This is a genomic window from Acinetobacter seifertii (assembly GCF_016064815.1).
In the GTDB taxonomy this organism is placed as follows: Bacteria; Pseudomonadota; Gammaproteobacteria; order Pseudomonadales; family Moraxellaceae; genus Acinetobacter; species Acinetobacter seifertii.
Genome location: NZ_CP065820.1, coordinates 2,165,092 through 2,179,155 on the forward strand (window position 1 = coordinate 2,165,092; position 14,064 = coordinate 2,179,155).

The following is a 14,064-nucleotide window of genomic DNA, read 5'->3' on the forward strand; positions in this document are numbered from 1 at the left end:
TTCAAAAGTTTAAATTAAAAAATTAAATTAATACTTTTTATCTCATTTGGAAAAAATGGATGAAGATTAGGACTTATTGGATAGTGACGATTGGCTAAAAATAGTTCAATCAAGTCATGTAATTCGTTTGATTACATAAAAAAAGCCCAGTCATTTTCTAAATTAAGGCGTTTTATTTATGCATCGACCATGGCCAATTTATGGACAACAAAAAACGTTAATGCTCATCAATATTTTATGTTGTAGTGCATTTTCTACTCAGGCTTATTCAGCGGATGAAGAATGGAAATTTACATCAAAAAATGCATATATAGACAGAAACTATGACAATCCAGATGTAAAAGATACAGGTAGCTGGTCACAATCAGTTTCTCTATTTTACAACTCAAATATGCATGATACGCCGTTAGAAATTGGTGGAACCCCAATTCAAATTGGCGCAAATGCTTCAGCACAATATGCGGTTCGTTTAAGCCAAGATAAACATGTTGCAGATACGGTATTACCTTTTGATAAAGCCACGCAGTCCCAAGCACCTGATTACCTAAAATATGGCGCGACCTTAAAGCTAGGCTACAACAAGACAGTACTCAGCATTGGTGAGTTATGGCTGGATTTACCCGTAACCACTGTAGATGCAAGTCGACAACTCCTGACATCTTATTGGGGAACTAATCTTAAGAGTCAGCTAAACGATAAGCTTTTTGCTGAAATTGGCCGTATTGAAAAAGTATCACCGCGAAATGAAGAAGACTTTCACAGATTTTCTTTTACTTCAAAAGGTGTGACTGGCTACTCCGATGGACTTAACTACATAGATCTTCGCTATCAATTTACGCCTGCGTTGAAGGGTGAATATTACTTTGGGAATATGGAGGATTTATATAACAAACATTATGTCGGCGTTGACTATATATGGAAAAATTCTAATTTTTCAGTTAATTCAAAGTTCAAATATTTCAATGCCAAAGATAATGGAAATCTTTTTGACATCGATGCACAAAATGTAGGGCTACTAGAAACGCTTAAAGTAAAAAATCATAGTTTTGGTGTGGGTTATCAGCAAATTATTGGTGAGTCTGCTTACCCGTTACCAGATGGTTTCTTGCCTGAAACTTATTTCATTAACTGGAACACGACTGGTTTCTTCAAAAAAGATGAAAAGTCCTATCACTTTATTTATGGCTATGACTTTAAAGATTATGTGCCTGGCTTAAATACCACTTTCAAATATGTATATGGCGATCACTTTAAGACAGCAGATGGCTTAAAAAATAAAGAAAGTGAAGCAAACGTTATTGTCAATTATGCCCTTCAACAGCCATTCCTCAAAGGCTTAGCGCTTCAGTATATCTTCATCAATTATGACGTTAAGCATGGAAATGATTTCTCTGAAAACCGTTTCTTCGTCAATTACAGCAAAAAATTTTAATGAATAAGGAATACGTATGAAAACGATAGATGCAAACACGATTATCAACCGTGAGAAACTATCTCCACTACAGTGGATGGTTTTTATCCTAGGCTTTTTTGTCTTCTTCTGTGATGGTCTAGACACAGGAATTATTGGTTTTGTTGCCCCTGCATTGCTAGATGATTGGGGAATTACCAAGCCCCAACTTGCTCCAGTTTTAAGTGCTGCCTTAGTCGGTATGTCGATAGGTGCAATCATTTCTGGGCCTTTGTCCGATAAATTTGGACGTAAAGGCGTCATTGTTTTTACAAGTCTTTTATTTTCCATATTTACGATTTTGTGTGGCTTTGCTAATTCAACCCAAGACTTAATGATTTATAGATTTATTACAGGTGTTGGTTTAGGTGCAGCCATGCCAAACATTAGTACCATTGTGTCTGAATATATGCCTGTAAAGCGTAAAGCATTCCTTACAGGTCTTGCTGGCTGTGGTTTTATGCTGGGTATTTCTTGTGGTGGTGTGTTGTCAGCTTATCTATTAGAAAGTTATGGCTGGGCTAAGGTGATTATTATTGGCGGAAGCATTCCGCTCATTTTAGTAGTTGCTTTATTGCTTAAATTACCTGAATCAACTCAATACTTAATTACACGTCATCAACAAGACAAAGCTCAGCGTATTTTAGAAAACATTCAAGGTCATTCTTTTCAAGAGCCGGTAAAACTTGTTTTAACTCAAGCAGAAAATGCTTCAGATGAAAATCCAGTTAAAGTCGTTTTAGGTAAATACCTGTGGGGTTCAAGCATGCTTTGGCTCTGCTGCTTTACCAGTCTTTTGGTGTTTTATCTTTTAACAAGCTGGATGCCAACGATTTTAAAAACAGCAGGTTTTAGTACGCAACAGTTTAGTTTAATTGCCGCGATTTTCCCTTTTGGTGGTGTAATTGGTGCAACCATTATGGGATGGTACATGGATAAACTGAATCCAACTACAGTCATTAAATATTCATACCTGATTGCTTTTGGACTATTCATTGTTGCAGGTCTAGTGAGCACAAATATTTTCTTATTAGGCCTTACTATTTTCTTAATTGGTGCATTACTCGCAGGTGCTCAGTCTTCATTACTGCCACTTGCAGCTATGTTCTATCCGGCAGTGTGCCGCGCAGTTGGCGTTTCATGGATGCATGGTATTGGTCGTATTGGTGCAATTTTAGGTGCTTTCTTTGGATCTCTTATTTTCACTTTCAACCTAAGCTTAAGCGGTATTTTCTTTATTCTTGCACTACCAACTTTCATCTCATTTATTGCACTTAGCCTGAAAGTGATTTATGAGAAATCTAAAAATAAACAAGTGTTAAAGCTAGAAGAAAGTCTATAAATATTAATCGATAAATAAAAAAACTGATTTAAATAATTAAATCAGTTTTTTTATTTGGAAAAATTAAATATTAGAAAATTTTGCCTTTAGTCTCACTTGGATTTTCGCCGAACTCTTCGCGATATTCTTGAGAAAAACGACTTAAATGGTTAAAGCCCCAGTCATAGGCAAGCTTTGAAATAGAAACCTTTCTATCTGCTCCTGTTGTGCTCAGGATTTTATAAATTTGTTGGAGACGATATTTTTTTAAATACGACATTGGACTGGTGCCGTAGTATTGTTGAAATTCGTCATACAATTTTGATTTTGAAACTCCAGCGAGACGCTGCAAATCTTCTGCACAGATTTCTTCGTGCGCATGTTCAATAATAAAATTACGAACCTTACGAATATAAGCTGGCTCATCCTGATGTGAGAGTGACTTTAAGGCTTCAGAGTAGTTGTTTTCTTGAGATAATAGTAAGGCTTTAATTACAAAATTTTCATAGTCTTCAGACAACATCTGCAAACCATAAAAATTGCTATATTGCGATTTTAGCTGTAAAAAATTTTGAATGTTCTTCCACCATGCACCAATAAGTTGCTCCGAGTCCAAATGCATTTCAGGATTAAAAATGATAGGCGACTCTATGGGCTTATTCAGTAGATCCGCAAGGACAATCTGCATACTTCGTTCAGGAATAACCACCTGAAATTTTCTGCAATCTTTATCGATAATCAAATCTTGCTGATCGTTATTTGAAACAATAAGGCCCTTGTTTTCATCAGATTGATAATGAGCACCACGAATGTTGAGGGCTTGTCGACCTTGTATCGGCAAACTAATGCTATATGCTTTTAAATTTGAGATGTTAATGGCAACGTTTGCACCATAACTGATTGTACCGATTGCCATTTTTTTATTAGGCAAACGCATTCCGTCATAGTGAAAATCGAGAGTGTCTTTGTAAATTGTGTCTAGACGGTGTTCACCACAAATTGTGGACATCAAATTCTGCGCAAATTCAGCTTTGCGAGAATAATGATTGAGTTCCGTCTGTTGGCTGAGTGATATCATATCCTTTTCACCTAGCTAAATAACTTATTGCTTAAAAAGCAACTTGTATGCCAATTAATATCCTTTAATTGACGAATTTTCCTGAAAAATATCTAATCAAGAAAGAGAGTAAAGATTACTTTCTCATATTCTATTAGATTTTAAAAATGGAAATAAGTTAAATACCTTTAAAGTATAATTTCATACTTTAACAAACTTATTTTATTAGATTTTTTATAAACAAATAGAGTAGATATAAATCATTATTTTGAACAGTAGACTACCGTAAATTTTAATGAATAAAAAAACCGCCTATTTAAAATAAGCGGCTTTTAAAACACTTAAATTATTGGGCGGTGTAACCACCATCCATCACGACAGCTTGACCTGTTACCCCACCTGCTTTACTACTCGCAAGGAAAATTGCGTAATCAGCGATTTCTTCAACAGAGAGTAAACGTTTTTGAGGAACCATTGCCAAAATTACATCTTCAAGTGCACTATCTAAACTTACATTACGGGTTTTAGCCAAATCTGCAATTTGCCCACGAACCAATGGCGTATCTACATAACCTGGGCATAAAGCATTTACCGTAATACCGTCACGTGCACATTCTAAAGCGGCAACTTTTGTTAGACCAATCACACCGTGTTTCGCGCTGTTATAACCTGCCTTTCCAGCAAAACCAATCAAGCCATTAATTGAAGCCATATTAATAATACGTCCATATTTTTGAGCTTTCATGATTGGTAAAACATGTTTAATACCAATAAATGCTCCTGTTAACATGACCTGAACTAGCTTTTGAAAAACAGTCGTTGGAAACTCTTCAATAGGTGCAACATGTTGAAAGCCAGCATTATTAATTAAGATATCAACCGTGCCAAAGGTCTTTTGAGTAAGCTCAATTGCTTGTTTATAAGCGTCTTCATCGGTCACATCACATGGTGCAGATAATGCTTCAAAGCCTTGCTCTTTAAGTGAATTCGCCGTTTCTTGGCACTTTTCGGCATTCATATCAGAAATAACAACTTTGGCACCTTCTTGAGCAAATTTCTTAGCAATCTCTAGACCGATACCACTTGCAGAGCCTGTAATAAAAGCAACTTTACCGTCTAAAAGTTTAGTCATCTATTTACTCCTTAATACTTATAACGTGCTGATTTAAACAATACCCGTTACGGTAAAGACCGTAATCACTACAAATACCGCTAATGTTTTAATTACCGTAACTGCAAAAATATCTTTATACGATTGTTTATGGGTTAAACCTGTAACAGCGAGTAAAGTAATTACAGCACCATTATGCGGAAGCGTATCCATACCACCCGACGCCATTGCAACCACGCGGTGCATAACTTCTGGTGGAATACCCGCAGCTAAAATCGCGGCGTTATAATGTTCCGCCATCGCACTTAAAGCGATACTCATACCACCAGAAGCTGAACCAGTAATACCTGCTAATACGGTTGTGGTCACCGCCCCATTGACTAAAGGATTTGTGAAGGTACTGCTCATTGCATGACTAATCATGGCAAAGCCCGGTAATGACGCAATAATTGCACCAAAGCCATACTCAGAAGCCGTATTCATCACTGCTAAAAGTGAGCCACCAATACTGGCATTAATGCCTTCTTTAAAGTTCGTCACTACACGTTGGTAATCAAACAAAATTGCAGTAATAATCCCGACAATTAGCGCAAGACCAACCGCCCAGATCGCACCAGTTTTTGCAACATCTACGGTGTAATCAGCAAGACCAACTGAGGAAAAATCAAAGCCATTTGGATACCATTCTTTGATTGCTTTAGATAAATATTTGTTCATTACTGCAACAAGAATGAGCGGTACAAATGCTAGAAACTGACGAGCCGAACTTCCATTATTTTGTAGAGCCATATCAGCTTCAATTTCTTGAGAGTGCATATTGTCTATACCAAAACCAGAGAATCCTTCCCCAGCTTTTGCAGCAGCACGGCGACGCCATTCTAAGTAGCTTAAACCCATGCATAAAACAAAAATAGCACCAATAATTCCTAAGAAAGGTGCGGCATAAATATTGGTACCAAAGAAAGTGGTTGGAATTACGTTTTGGATTTGTGGAGTACCCGGCAATGCATCCATGGTGAATGTAAATGCACCAAGCGCGATAGTTCCCGGAATTAAACGTTTTGGAATATTGGCTTGTCTAAATAGCTGGTTTGCAAAAGGATAAATGGCAAATACAGCAACAAATAAACTTACACCGCTATATGTTAAAATTGCACCTAACAATACAACGGTTAAAATTGCTTTTTTTGCTCCAATCCATCTTACTATGGTTCTAGCAATAGACTCAGCAATTCCTGACATTTCAACGACTTTACCGAAAATTGCCCCGAGTAAAAATACAAGAAAGTAATCTTTAATAAAGTTCACCATTTTGGGCATAAATACACCCGAATAAAACGGTAAAACATTGGCTGGGTTAATCAGTAAAACTGCAAGTAAGGCACAAATGGGGGCCATGAGAATGACTGAAAAGCCCTTGTAAGCTGTATACATTAACAGCCCAAGCGAAAGTAGAATTACAAATAATTCCCACATATATTCTTTCTCCCTAAAGAATAAATACTAGGTTCAATAAAATTACCAAAAGATATTTAGGTTATCCCAAACCTAAAATGATAAAAATCACAGTATCTATGAGTGGTAATAGGTAAATGAGCTTAAAAATAAAATATCACTAAAATATTTAAAAACAATGTAATTTATTTAATTTTTAAAATATCAATAAAATACAGAAACTTAAATAATTTAAATGGTAAAAATACACCATTTAAAAACCATTATTTTTTAATAAAACTTATTAATTATTGAGTAAATTAAATTAATATCTCTATATTATTTAATAAAGATAATTAAATAATATATTTTTTAAATTAGTTTAATTACATCATTAAATTAATAAATATTAAGAAGGTTAACTTCTCATTACTAAATACATTCCATCCTTTACATTAACAATTAAGCAGAAATTTTTTATACGAATAATCAGGTTTTTTATGAATAGATTAGGGTCTAATCATGGCAAAGGCGTTAAAATATAAAACTTTAATTACTGCGACCAACCTACGAGTCCAATAAAGATGAAGAAAAAGATGTTGTTTATAGGAAGTATATTGTTGACTTCTTTATCTACCTCAGCTGCACCAATAAAGTTACCCGATGACTGGACTCAAAATACTCAGCCATTTCAAATTACTGAAAATATATACTATGTAGGTACTCATGGTCTTGCAGCTTATTTGTTAGCTTCTGGTCATCAAGCTCTATTGATAGATACGGGCCTTCCAGAAAATACAGAGCAAATAGAGCAGAACATTAAACAATTAGGTTTTAAGTTATCAGATGTAAAAATTATGGTTACAAGCCATGCTCATTGGGACCATGTAGGTGCACTTGCACGCATTAAACAAGATACTGGTGCTAAATTAATTGCAATGCAGCAGGATGTTAAGGCTTTAGAAATAGGAAAACCTATAGGTGAAAACACCTTCCAAACTATTCCTTTTACTCCAGTTAAAGTTGATAAAGTCATTCACGATGGAGAAGTAGTTAAACTAGGAAAATTAAAACTTAAAGCCACGCTTACCCCGGGCCATACTCCGGGTTGTACAACTTGGTCAACTGAAATTAAATCTAACGGTAAGAACCTAACTGTTGTTTTCCCTTGCAGTCTTTCTGTAGCTGGTAATGTTTTACAAAATAATCATCAGTATCCAAATATTGTTGCAGATTATCGTAAGAGTTTTGAGCTTTTGAAAAATATGAAGGCAGATATTGTGCTTACTAGCCATCCAGAAGTTGCAGATGTCTTGGGCAATAAGGCGCGTAAAGATGCTGGACAAACCAATGCATTTATTCAACCAGAAAAACTTTCTAGTATTGTAAAAGATGCGGAAATGGCGTTTGAAAAATCACTAGTGAGTAGTCATCCATAAACATTAAGTTGTCATATTTATATTTGATAAAAATTTAAAAGCCCTGGTCATGCAGGGCTTTTTTAGAAGCTGTAATATAATCGCCCTTTACTATTTTCCTGTTCAAGTTATATCTAATCAAAAATTATAATATTGGTTAAACTTGATATTGATCCGCTTTCAAATTGGGTTGATCTACAAGTAATTCAATAAAAGATGGAATTGATGTAGTGTTAAGCAAATATGGATTAAAGTCATCAACATGATGATGAAAAAAGAAATCTTTTATTTTTGTATTGATAGGAGCAAATTTCATACTCCAATGTTTAAATAACCGTTGTTCAGACGGTTCCAAAAAGATGATTTCGCAGTTTTGATGTCTTGAATCTTTCAAAATTGATTTATAGAACAGCGCCTCAACTTTTTCTTTCTCTCCTTCTAAGTATTGTAAGAAGTACCCATTACCATAGTAAAGCACACCAGTAATGTCATTTTTAGAATTAAATTTGACAGCTTCTGTAAGAATATCAATTAAATCTTGTTTTATTTGACTATGTTCACTATTGGTTTTACTTGCATACATAAAGCCTATTAAACTCATAGCGATAACTCGAAGGTAAATGTCAATGGTGCATTCTGACACTTACATACTATCCTTACAATGCAACCTACTTAAAACCTTGTATTTCAAAAGTAAAGATTATTATCATTTTGAAAATGACAAACTTTAACAAGCAGAAATCTTTTGTAAATGAATGCCAACTTAATCAACTAAACAGATACTTTTAATTTTAGTAAAATTAAAACTGTCTTTAATTTGTGGATGTCTAATGGAGAACCATGAAATCACTCTTCAAGACGAACATCATAAACAATTTAAGATTGTCAAAGTTCAAGATGTTCGTTTTGATAGTAATACACTGAATCATAGTTACCAATGGTTATGGGTATTTGATCATAGTTCAGAGTTTTTACCATTTGAACTATGGGATCAACTTGACAATGCCACCGTTCATCAAAAAATAAGACTGAATAATCAGGTCTTTAAGATTATCAAGATTTTGACAAAGAAAACCAAACTACGGTATTCCTGAGTAAACATTTTTTCTCATATGTTTTAGATAAAGTTACTAATTTATTCATTTGCGGTACGTAGCCATGGCGTAACTGTTAACCCAGTAAGTACTCCTTCAGGACTTAAAAAGCGAGTAACTGACTGCCCCCATGGTTCTAAACGATTATTTACCAGTAGTTGATATCCTTTAGAAATCATATGAGCTGAAGCTTCATTAATATCCTCAACTTCAAACTCAATCCAACTTTGAGGAACAGTAAACTCCTCGGGCCATTCTTTTCGACCAAAGCAGGACTCTGCTGCTTGATGTAATGGCCACAGTGCAAAGTGTTTTACACCACCCAGCTCGCTATCTTCTGTACTCATATAAGATTCATTACCTTCCATCGCTTTTATTGGAAGGTTTAATGTATCTTGATAGAGTGCTTTACTCTCTTCATTAACTCTTGTAATTGGTCCAAATCCAGCAACAAAAAGTACTTTGATAGGAGACATTTTTAATAACTCATTTTTATAAAGTAATAGGTTCTTTTATACTTGAAATAATTCATTTTTTAAACATTAATTATTTTCTTGCTAATTTATGCCTAAATATTTTAAGGATCCTCTTATCACTATCATCACGTCAATCATACATAATTTATTTTCTGAGTTTTAAAAATTATTATTACTATTTCTTTTAGAAGAAATTTTAGAAAAAATTGCCCAGAGAATGTTTAAATATGCCGACAAAAAAAACCTCGCCAATGCGAGGCTTAAATGTTCTAAAATTTATTTACTCAGAAGCTTCTCAACATTCTTTTCAATTAATTTTTTACTTTGATTATTCATTAAATAAAAGTAAAAAATTAATCCAAAAAATACTGCTGCATAAAGAATAATAGCCCATATGTACTTCAATATATTTTCAAATAACATATGATTCATCATGTCTACATCAATATTAATTCCAAAATTATGTACATATCGACTTAAGAACAAGGCAATACAATAAATTAAGATAGGAACTGCAAGAATTCCTGTCCAGATGTTAATTTTGTTTTTCTTAACTTCGAGTTTCTCAAAGTCATCTTCACCAAAATATTTTTCAATCTCAATAACTTGTTTGTTTAAATCATCTTTTAAAGAGATAGGTAATCTCCTGTCTTTAATATGATATTGAACGTCTTTTAATATTTCCGCATTTTCCAGAGATTCACCTAAAATTCTTAAATTTCCCATAAATAACCATAATGCAATCAGTAAAAAACAGGGATTTTAGTAGAAATTCTGTATAAGGAACTGCTTTTTAACATAAAAGTAATAAATTAATTCGAATAAAAAATCCAGAAGATACTTTAACTTTTCTAAACACTTTCCTATTTCCAATAGTTTTAATAAGATCAATTTTTATGAAGAACATGGATTAAATTAAAGTACTAAAAGAGAGTCTTTTTGCTACTTGTTTTAAGATTAACTCTAATATTACCGATAGAGAAAATTTTATTTATACAAGCTTTCGCTAAAAATATTCTGTAGATAACGGACTGGAGTAGTACCTGTATGTTGACGGAAAAAAACGATAAATGCACTATCACTGATAAACTCCAGTTGTTGCGCCACCTCACTTATTTGTATACCTTCAGATAGCATTTCTATTGCTCTTAATAATCTCCATTGTTGTCTCCAGTTCTGATAATTCATTCCTGTATCACGAATAAATATTCGGCTAATAGTACGTTCGCAAGCACCTACTATCTGAGCCAGCTGACCTAAACGTGGAGGTAGTTCTCCCATACGGACGTGCTCTAACCAAGATTCTAGACGAGTATCTGATGGATACATTAATTGCCAATTTTCACTTCGTGCAGCACATATCTCTTCACAAAAAACAGTAATTAAACTTACCTGTTGTTCGGCCTGCATTCCCCATGGCCAAAATGCCATTCTTTCAATTACTTCAAAAAATAATGGATTGACTTCAACAATCTGTACTGGCAACTGAGATAAATTTGATGTTGGTAAAAAATATAGTGAGCGGTAAGCCATTACACCACGCATGATCGCTCGATGAGTTGTGCCTGCAGGAATCCATGCAGCACGTCGTGGTGGAAGTAAAAAAGTCATTTTACCTATTTCTATTGTGATACTACCAGCAGCCGAAAACAGTAACTGATGACGAAGATGACAATGCTTACCAGAATCATGTTTTCCTATATCTGATGCAATACCAATCACTGGATCAGCGAAAATATCTGGATCAAAAATACTATCTGATGCAATTTTCAAAATCTGTCCAATAATTAATATATTCAGTCCTTATTATGATAATCAGACTTTCATCTTTCAAGAATAATAACCTTTAATATTCATTTATTAAGACATTTTATGAATGCCATACATCGTCCACCCTTGTGGCTTTTAACACTTCTGATTATGTTCCCTCAATTAGTTGAAACCATATACAGCCCGGCACTACCTTACATTTCCCACACATTTGAAGTTAATAGTAAACAGGCAGCTCAGACGCTTTCAGTTTATTTCATCGCTTTTGCTATAGGTGTAGGGTTATGGGGATGGTTAAGTGACCAAATTGGTCGCCGCTCTGCCATGATGTTAGGACTTATCTGTTATGGGGCTGGGACATTATTAGCTATTACAACAGTAAATTTCAAAATTTTGTTATTCGCCCGTATGATTTCAGCTTTTGGCGCTGCCGCTGGGTCTGTTGTAGTACAAACCATGCTTCGGGACAGTTATGAATCGACAAAACTAGCAAGTGTATTTTCCCTTATGGGAGCCGCACTAGCTATAAGCCCTGTTTTTGGTTTAGTAAGTGGAGGCTGGTTAGTAAGTCATTGGGGTTATATGGGCGTATTTATTGCCTTATTTTTACTTGCCATACTATTGTTAATACTAAGTGCTGCTTTTCTTCCTGAAACTCAGTCTCACCCAATAACTCACACTCGCATACGAACATTAGCTGGCCGTATGTTCCTTGATAATTCGCTTTGGCAAAATGCCATGCTAATTGCCTTGTTTAATACAATGATTTTCAGTTATTACAGCCTTGCCCCATTTCTTTTTAATCAACTTGGCTGGAGTTCAGAAAAATTTGGCTGGACAGGATTATTATTAGCAATCTCTTCTCTTATGGGTAGTTTACTAAATAGAAAACTACTTGCCTCAAATATAGAACCAGAAATATTGGTAAGATATGCTTGTCACATCGCAATGTTATCAAGCATGTTTGCCTGGATGTTACAAACAACCATATGGATCTTGATTCCGATGGCTGGCGTCGTTCTTGCTTATGGTATTGTCATCCCAAACATACTTAGTCTGGCACTGCGTCATTATCGAGAACAAGCAGGAAAAGCTGGTGCTTTATTCGGCTTAACGTATTATTTACTGTTGGGTTGTATGCTCGGACTTGCTGGTTTAGTACAACAGTTAGGACTTGTTCTTACAGTCTGTGCATCGGTAGCCTTAATTCTTAAAACAAGACTAAAGTATGACCAATATAACTAGCTAACTATAAGTTTTAACTCATATTTTCAATTTAATTCAGAGGTTTATTATTTCTACCATTGGTAAGTTTAACTAAACGAAAAATATGGATCTAAAATTTCTTATATTAAGGGTAATTCTTCTAAAAACGGCTTCAATTGCATAAAGAATAATTTTAAAGCAATTAATAATTCTTAGTTCAATTAAGAAAAAAACCACTTAACAATGAGTGGGTTTAATCAAAACTTAATGAACATTAATTTTAATCAACTCATTGGTGTAGAAATTTTTAATCTCTTACTTCATTCGAGTTAGTCTTAAGTTAAAGTCAGATGGAAGTAAGATTCGATATTCGATCTCCGCTCCAGGTTTGACTTCCGTTTCTTGAGAAGTTGCAATATTCGGGCACATTCCTGCACCTGTTTCTAATCTAAAAATATAATATTTAGGCTCAAGATAAATTGTAGCGATTTCATTTGAGCGAATTGAAAATACCTTTTCATTATTAACATAAATATCATGAGTACAACCAGAGCCTAAAAAACCTTTATCTCTTAAAAAAGTAACTTTTGCTTGTTCAGGGGTCTGTTTCTTTAAATACTTTTGATTGTAAATTCTTTCATTAGGTACTGATTTTGCAATATTTGAAACAACTGGAGCTGTTGAACACCCAGTTAAGCTTAAAACTAATCCTAAAAAAAATATCTTTTTCATGATATTACCCAATATTGTTAGAGATGGAATTTAACATCTCATGCATTAAAAAACCACCCGAAGGTGGTTTAATCAATTTACAAACTATTATGAATCTCTACACTTCAGTTTTTAAAGCAGGCCTTGGTGGTAAAAACTCAGTTTTTATCAATTGGTCTGTATCATGTAGCTCTAAACTCACAGGACCTAAGACATATGGAGCTAACTCGTAAATCTGAAAATCAAATGTAATCCCACCTGATTGGTTAATATAGAAATTTTCACTTACTTTAAAGTCTTCTTTACTAATATAGGGTTCCATATCTTTTTCTTGACACCAATATTCGTATTGTTTCCACAGTTCGTCTTTAAGTGCATTCATTTTTCCAGTGACTACAATATCTTTTAATCCAATGCGTTTTTTACTTTTTAAGTCAAAAACATAATCTTCAAAAGTGGATATGCCATGTGCTCCACCAGAATATTCCGAGCTAACTTTTGAAATTTGCACATATTGACCAAACTGTCCATTAAAGCGATAAGCTACACTTTCTGACCAGTTATTAAGACCTTCAGCTTGGGTTTGATTTAATTGCTTTTGCTTTTCTGATGGAGGGGTAATAGCATCTGCATAATCCTTTCGGATTTCTTTATCAATTATTTCATCAATCCAATTAATATTACTTTTAAGTGCAATAGCTTCTTTAGATGTGCATACAATCCCCTCTACATCGGGATTAGGTCCACAAATTTTGGGCTGTTCAAACTTTACAACAAAATTGCGCGCTATCATGGCAGGAATAACATTCTCTTCTTTTGGAGGCGGTTCTTTCACCTTTGTAGTTGGTGTTTTTTCTATTTTCTCTGTAGTTTTCTCTTCTGCTTTTTTGACGCAACCACTCAATATAAATGGTATCAATACTAAGCCAAGAACATTTTTATTCATCAATTTTACCTTTGCACAATTTCATTTATCTTTTAAATTAAGTTCTAAAGAATTTAAACTTCACAAATAT

The 14,064-nt window shown here is 34.3% G+C and carries 14 protein-coding genes; 5 read left to right on the plus strand and 9 right to left on the minus strand.

The window, feature by feature from the left end; all coding sequences use genetic code 11:
* The first annotated feature begins 220 nt into the window (after window positions 1-220).
* Window positions 221-1,432, plus strand: coding sequence for an OprD family outer membrane porin (locus I8T81_RS09965; protein WP_406935406.1), 1,212 nt, complete (start codon window positions 221-223; stop codon window positions 1,430-1,432).
* A 16-nt stretch (window positions 1,433-1,448) separates the two neighbouring features.
* A complete protein-coding gene (locus I8T81_RS09970; RefSeq protein WP_198071031.1) occupies window positions 1,449-2,792 on the plus strand; it encodes an MFS transporter in 1,344 nt (447 codons plus the stop codon).
* 70 nt (window positions 2,793-2,862) lie between these two features.
* On the opposite strand, the gene I8T81_RS09975 is transcribed toward I8T81_RS09970, so the two are convergent.
* The 3 genes from I8T81_RS09975 to I8T81_RS09985 all read right to left on the minus strand — a co-directional run bounded on the left by I8T81_RS09975 (window position 2,863) and on the right by I8T81_RS09985 (window position 6,415).
* Window positions 2,863-3,849 (minus strand): AraC family transcriptional regulator, encoded by a 987-nt coding sequence (locus I8T81_RS09975; protein WP_198071032.1) that lies wholly within the window; start codon window positions 3,847-3,849, stop codon window positions 2,863-2,865.
* A gap of 325 nt (window positions 3,850-4,174) precedes the next feature.
* The gene (locus tag I8T81_RS09980; RefSeq protein ID WP_198071033.1) at window positions 4,175-4,960 is read right to left on the minus strand and encodes a 3-hydroxybutyrate dehydrogenase; all 786 of its coding nucleotides are present in this window, start codon (window positions 4,958-4,960) and stop codon (window positions 4,175-4,177) included.
* Window positions 4,961-4,993: 33 nt separating this feature from the next.
* Window positions 4,994-6,415 (minus strand): GntP family permease, encoded by a 1,422-nt coding sequence (locus tag I8T81_RS09985; protein ID WP_198071034.1) that lies wholly within the window; start codon window positions 6,413-6,415, stop codon window positions 4,994-4,996.
* A 542-nt stretch (window positions 6,416-6,957) separates the two neighbouring features.
* Between I8T81_RS09985 and bla the strand changes: the two genes are divergently transcribed.
* Window positions 6,958-7,812 carry a putative subclass B3 metallo-beta-lactamase gene (gene bla / locus I8T81_RS09990; protein ID WP_151762380.1) on the plus strand — a complete coding sequence of 285 codons (855 nt, stop codon included), beginning with the start codon at window positions 6,958-6,960 and terminating at the stop codon, window positions 7,810-7,812.
* A 136-nt stretch (window positions 7,813-7,948) separates the two neighbouring features.
* Here bla and I8T81_RS09995 read toward each other — a convergent pair whose 3' ends face one another.
* Window positions 7,949-8,392, minus strand: coding sequence for a BLUF domain-containing protein (locus I8T81_RS09995; protein ID WP_198072762.1), 444 nt, complete (start codon window positions 8,390-8,392; stop codon window positions 7,949-7,951).
* Between the two features lie 229 nt (window positions 8,393-8,621).
* On the opposite strand from I8T81_RS09995, the gene I8T81_RS10000 reads away from it, so the two are divergent.
* Window positions 8,622-8,885 carry a hypothetical protein gene (locus I8T81_RS10000; protein WP_198071035.1) on the plus strand — a complete coding sequence of 88 codons (264 nt, stop codon included), beginning with the start codon at window positions 8,622-8,624 and terminating at the stop codon, window positions 8,883-8,885.
* Between the two features lie 41 nt (window positions 8,886-8,926).
* Here I8T81_RS10000 and I8T81_RS10005 read toward each other — a convergent pair whose 3' ends face one another.
* The 3 genes from I8T81_RS10005 to I8T81_RS10015 form a co-directional block, all read right to left on the minus strand.
* On the minus strand, window positions 8,927-9,361 hold the full coding sequence (locus I8T81_RS10005) for a VOC family protein (RefSeq protein ID WP_191011452.1): 435 nt from the start codon (window positions 9,359-9,361) through the stop codon (window positions 8,927-8,929).
* Window positions 9,362-9,637: 276 nt separating this feature from the next.
* Window positions 9,638-10,087 (minus strand): DUF6097 family protein, encoded by a 450-nt coding sequence (locus I8T81_RS10010; RefSeq protein ID WP_198071036.1) that lies wholly within the window; start codon window positions 10,085-10,087, stop codon window positions 9,638-9,640.
* 261 nt (window positions 10,088-10,348) lie between these two features.
* The gene (locus I8T81_RS10015) at window positions 10,349-11,134 is read right to left on the minus strand and encodes an AraC family transcriptional regulator (protein ID WP_198071037.1); all 786 of its coding nucleotides are present in this window, start codon (window positions 11,132-11,134) and stop codon (window positions 10,349-10,351) included.
* Between the two features lie 99 nt (window positions 11,135-11,233).
* Between I8T81_RS10015 and I8T81_RS10020 the strand changes: the two genes are divergently transcribed.
* A complete protein-coding gene (locus tag I8T81_RS10020; protein ID WP_198071038.1) occupies window positions 11,234-12,376 on the plus strand; it encodes a multidrug effflux MFS transporter in 1,143 nt (380 codons plus the stop codon).
* A 276-nt stretch (window positions 12,377-12,652) separates the two neighbouring features.
* On the opposite strand, the gene I8T81_RS10025 is transcribed toward I8T81_RS10020, so the two are convergent.
* A complete protein-coding gene (locus tag I8T81_RS10025) occupies window positions 12,653-13,069 on the minus strand; it encodes a hypothetical protein (RefSeq protein WP_086496229.1) in 417 nt (138 codons plus the stop codon).
* Window positions 13,070-13,166: 97 nt separating this feature from the next.
* Entirely contained in the window at window positions 13,167-13,994 is an 828-nt protein-coding gene (locus tag I8T81_RS10030) for an RsiV family protein (RefSeq protein WP_198071039.1), read from the minus strand.
* Between the last annotated feature and the right edge of the window lie 70 nt (window positions 13,995-14,064).

Excerpts from the sequence above, each read along its gene's own strand:
- I8T81_RS09965 (WP_406935406.1), top strand. The coding sequence starts at position 221 with ATGCTCATCAATATTTTATGTTGTAGTGCATTTTCTACTCAGGCTTAT.
- I8T81_RS09970 (WP_198071031.1), top strand. The coding sequence starts at position 1,449 with ATGAAAACGATAGATGCAAACACGATTATCAACCGTGAGAAACTATCT.
- I8T81_RS09975 (WP_198071032.1), bottom strand. The coding sequence starts at position 3,849 with ATGATATCACTCAGCCAACAGACGGAACTCAATCATTATTCTCGCAAA.
- I8T81_RS09980 (WP_198071033.1), bottom strand. The coding sequence starts at position 4,960 with ATGACTAAACTTTTAGACGGTAAAGTTGCTTTTATTACAGGCTCTGCA.
- I8T81_RS09985 (WP_198071034.1), bottom strand. The coding sequence starts at position 6,415 with ATGTGGGAATTATTTGTAATTCTACTTTCGCTTGGGCTGTTAATGTAT.
- bla (WP_151762380.1), top strand. The coding sequence starts at position 6,958 with ATGAAGAAAAAGATGTTGTTTATAGGAAGTATATTGTTGACTTCTTTA.
- I8T81_RS09995 (WP_198072762.1), bottom strand. The coding sequence starts at position 8,392 with ATGAGTTTAATAGGCTTTATGTATGCAAGTAAAACCAATAGTGAACAT.
- I8T81_RS10000 (WP_198071035.1), top strand. The coding sequence starts at position 8,622 with ATGGAGAACCATGAAATCACTCTTCAAGACGAACATCATAAACAATTT.
- I8T81_RS10005 (WP_191011452.1), bottom strand. The coding sequence starts at position 9,361 with ATGTCTCCTATCAAAGTACTTTTTGTTGCTGGATTTGGACCAATTACA.
- I8T81_RS10010 (WP_198071036.1), bottom strand. The coding sequence starts at position 10,087 with ATGGGAAATTTAAGAATTTTAGGTGAATCTCTGGAAAATGCGGAAATA.
- I8T81_RS10020 (WP_198071038.1), top strand. The coding sequence starts at position 11,234 with ATGAATGCCATACATCGTCCACCCTTGTGGCTTTTAACACTTCTGATT.
- I8T81_RS10025 (WP_086496229.1), bottom strand. The coding sequence starts at position 13,069 with ATGAAAAAGATATTTTTTTTAGGATTAGTTTTAAGCTTAACTGGGTGT.
- I8T81_RS10030 (WP_198071039.1), bottom strand. The coding sequence starts at position 13,994 with ATGAATAAAAATGTTCTTGGCTTAGTATTGATACCATTTATATTGAGT.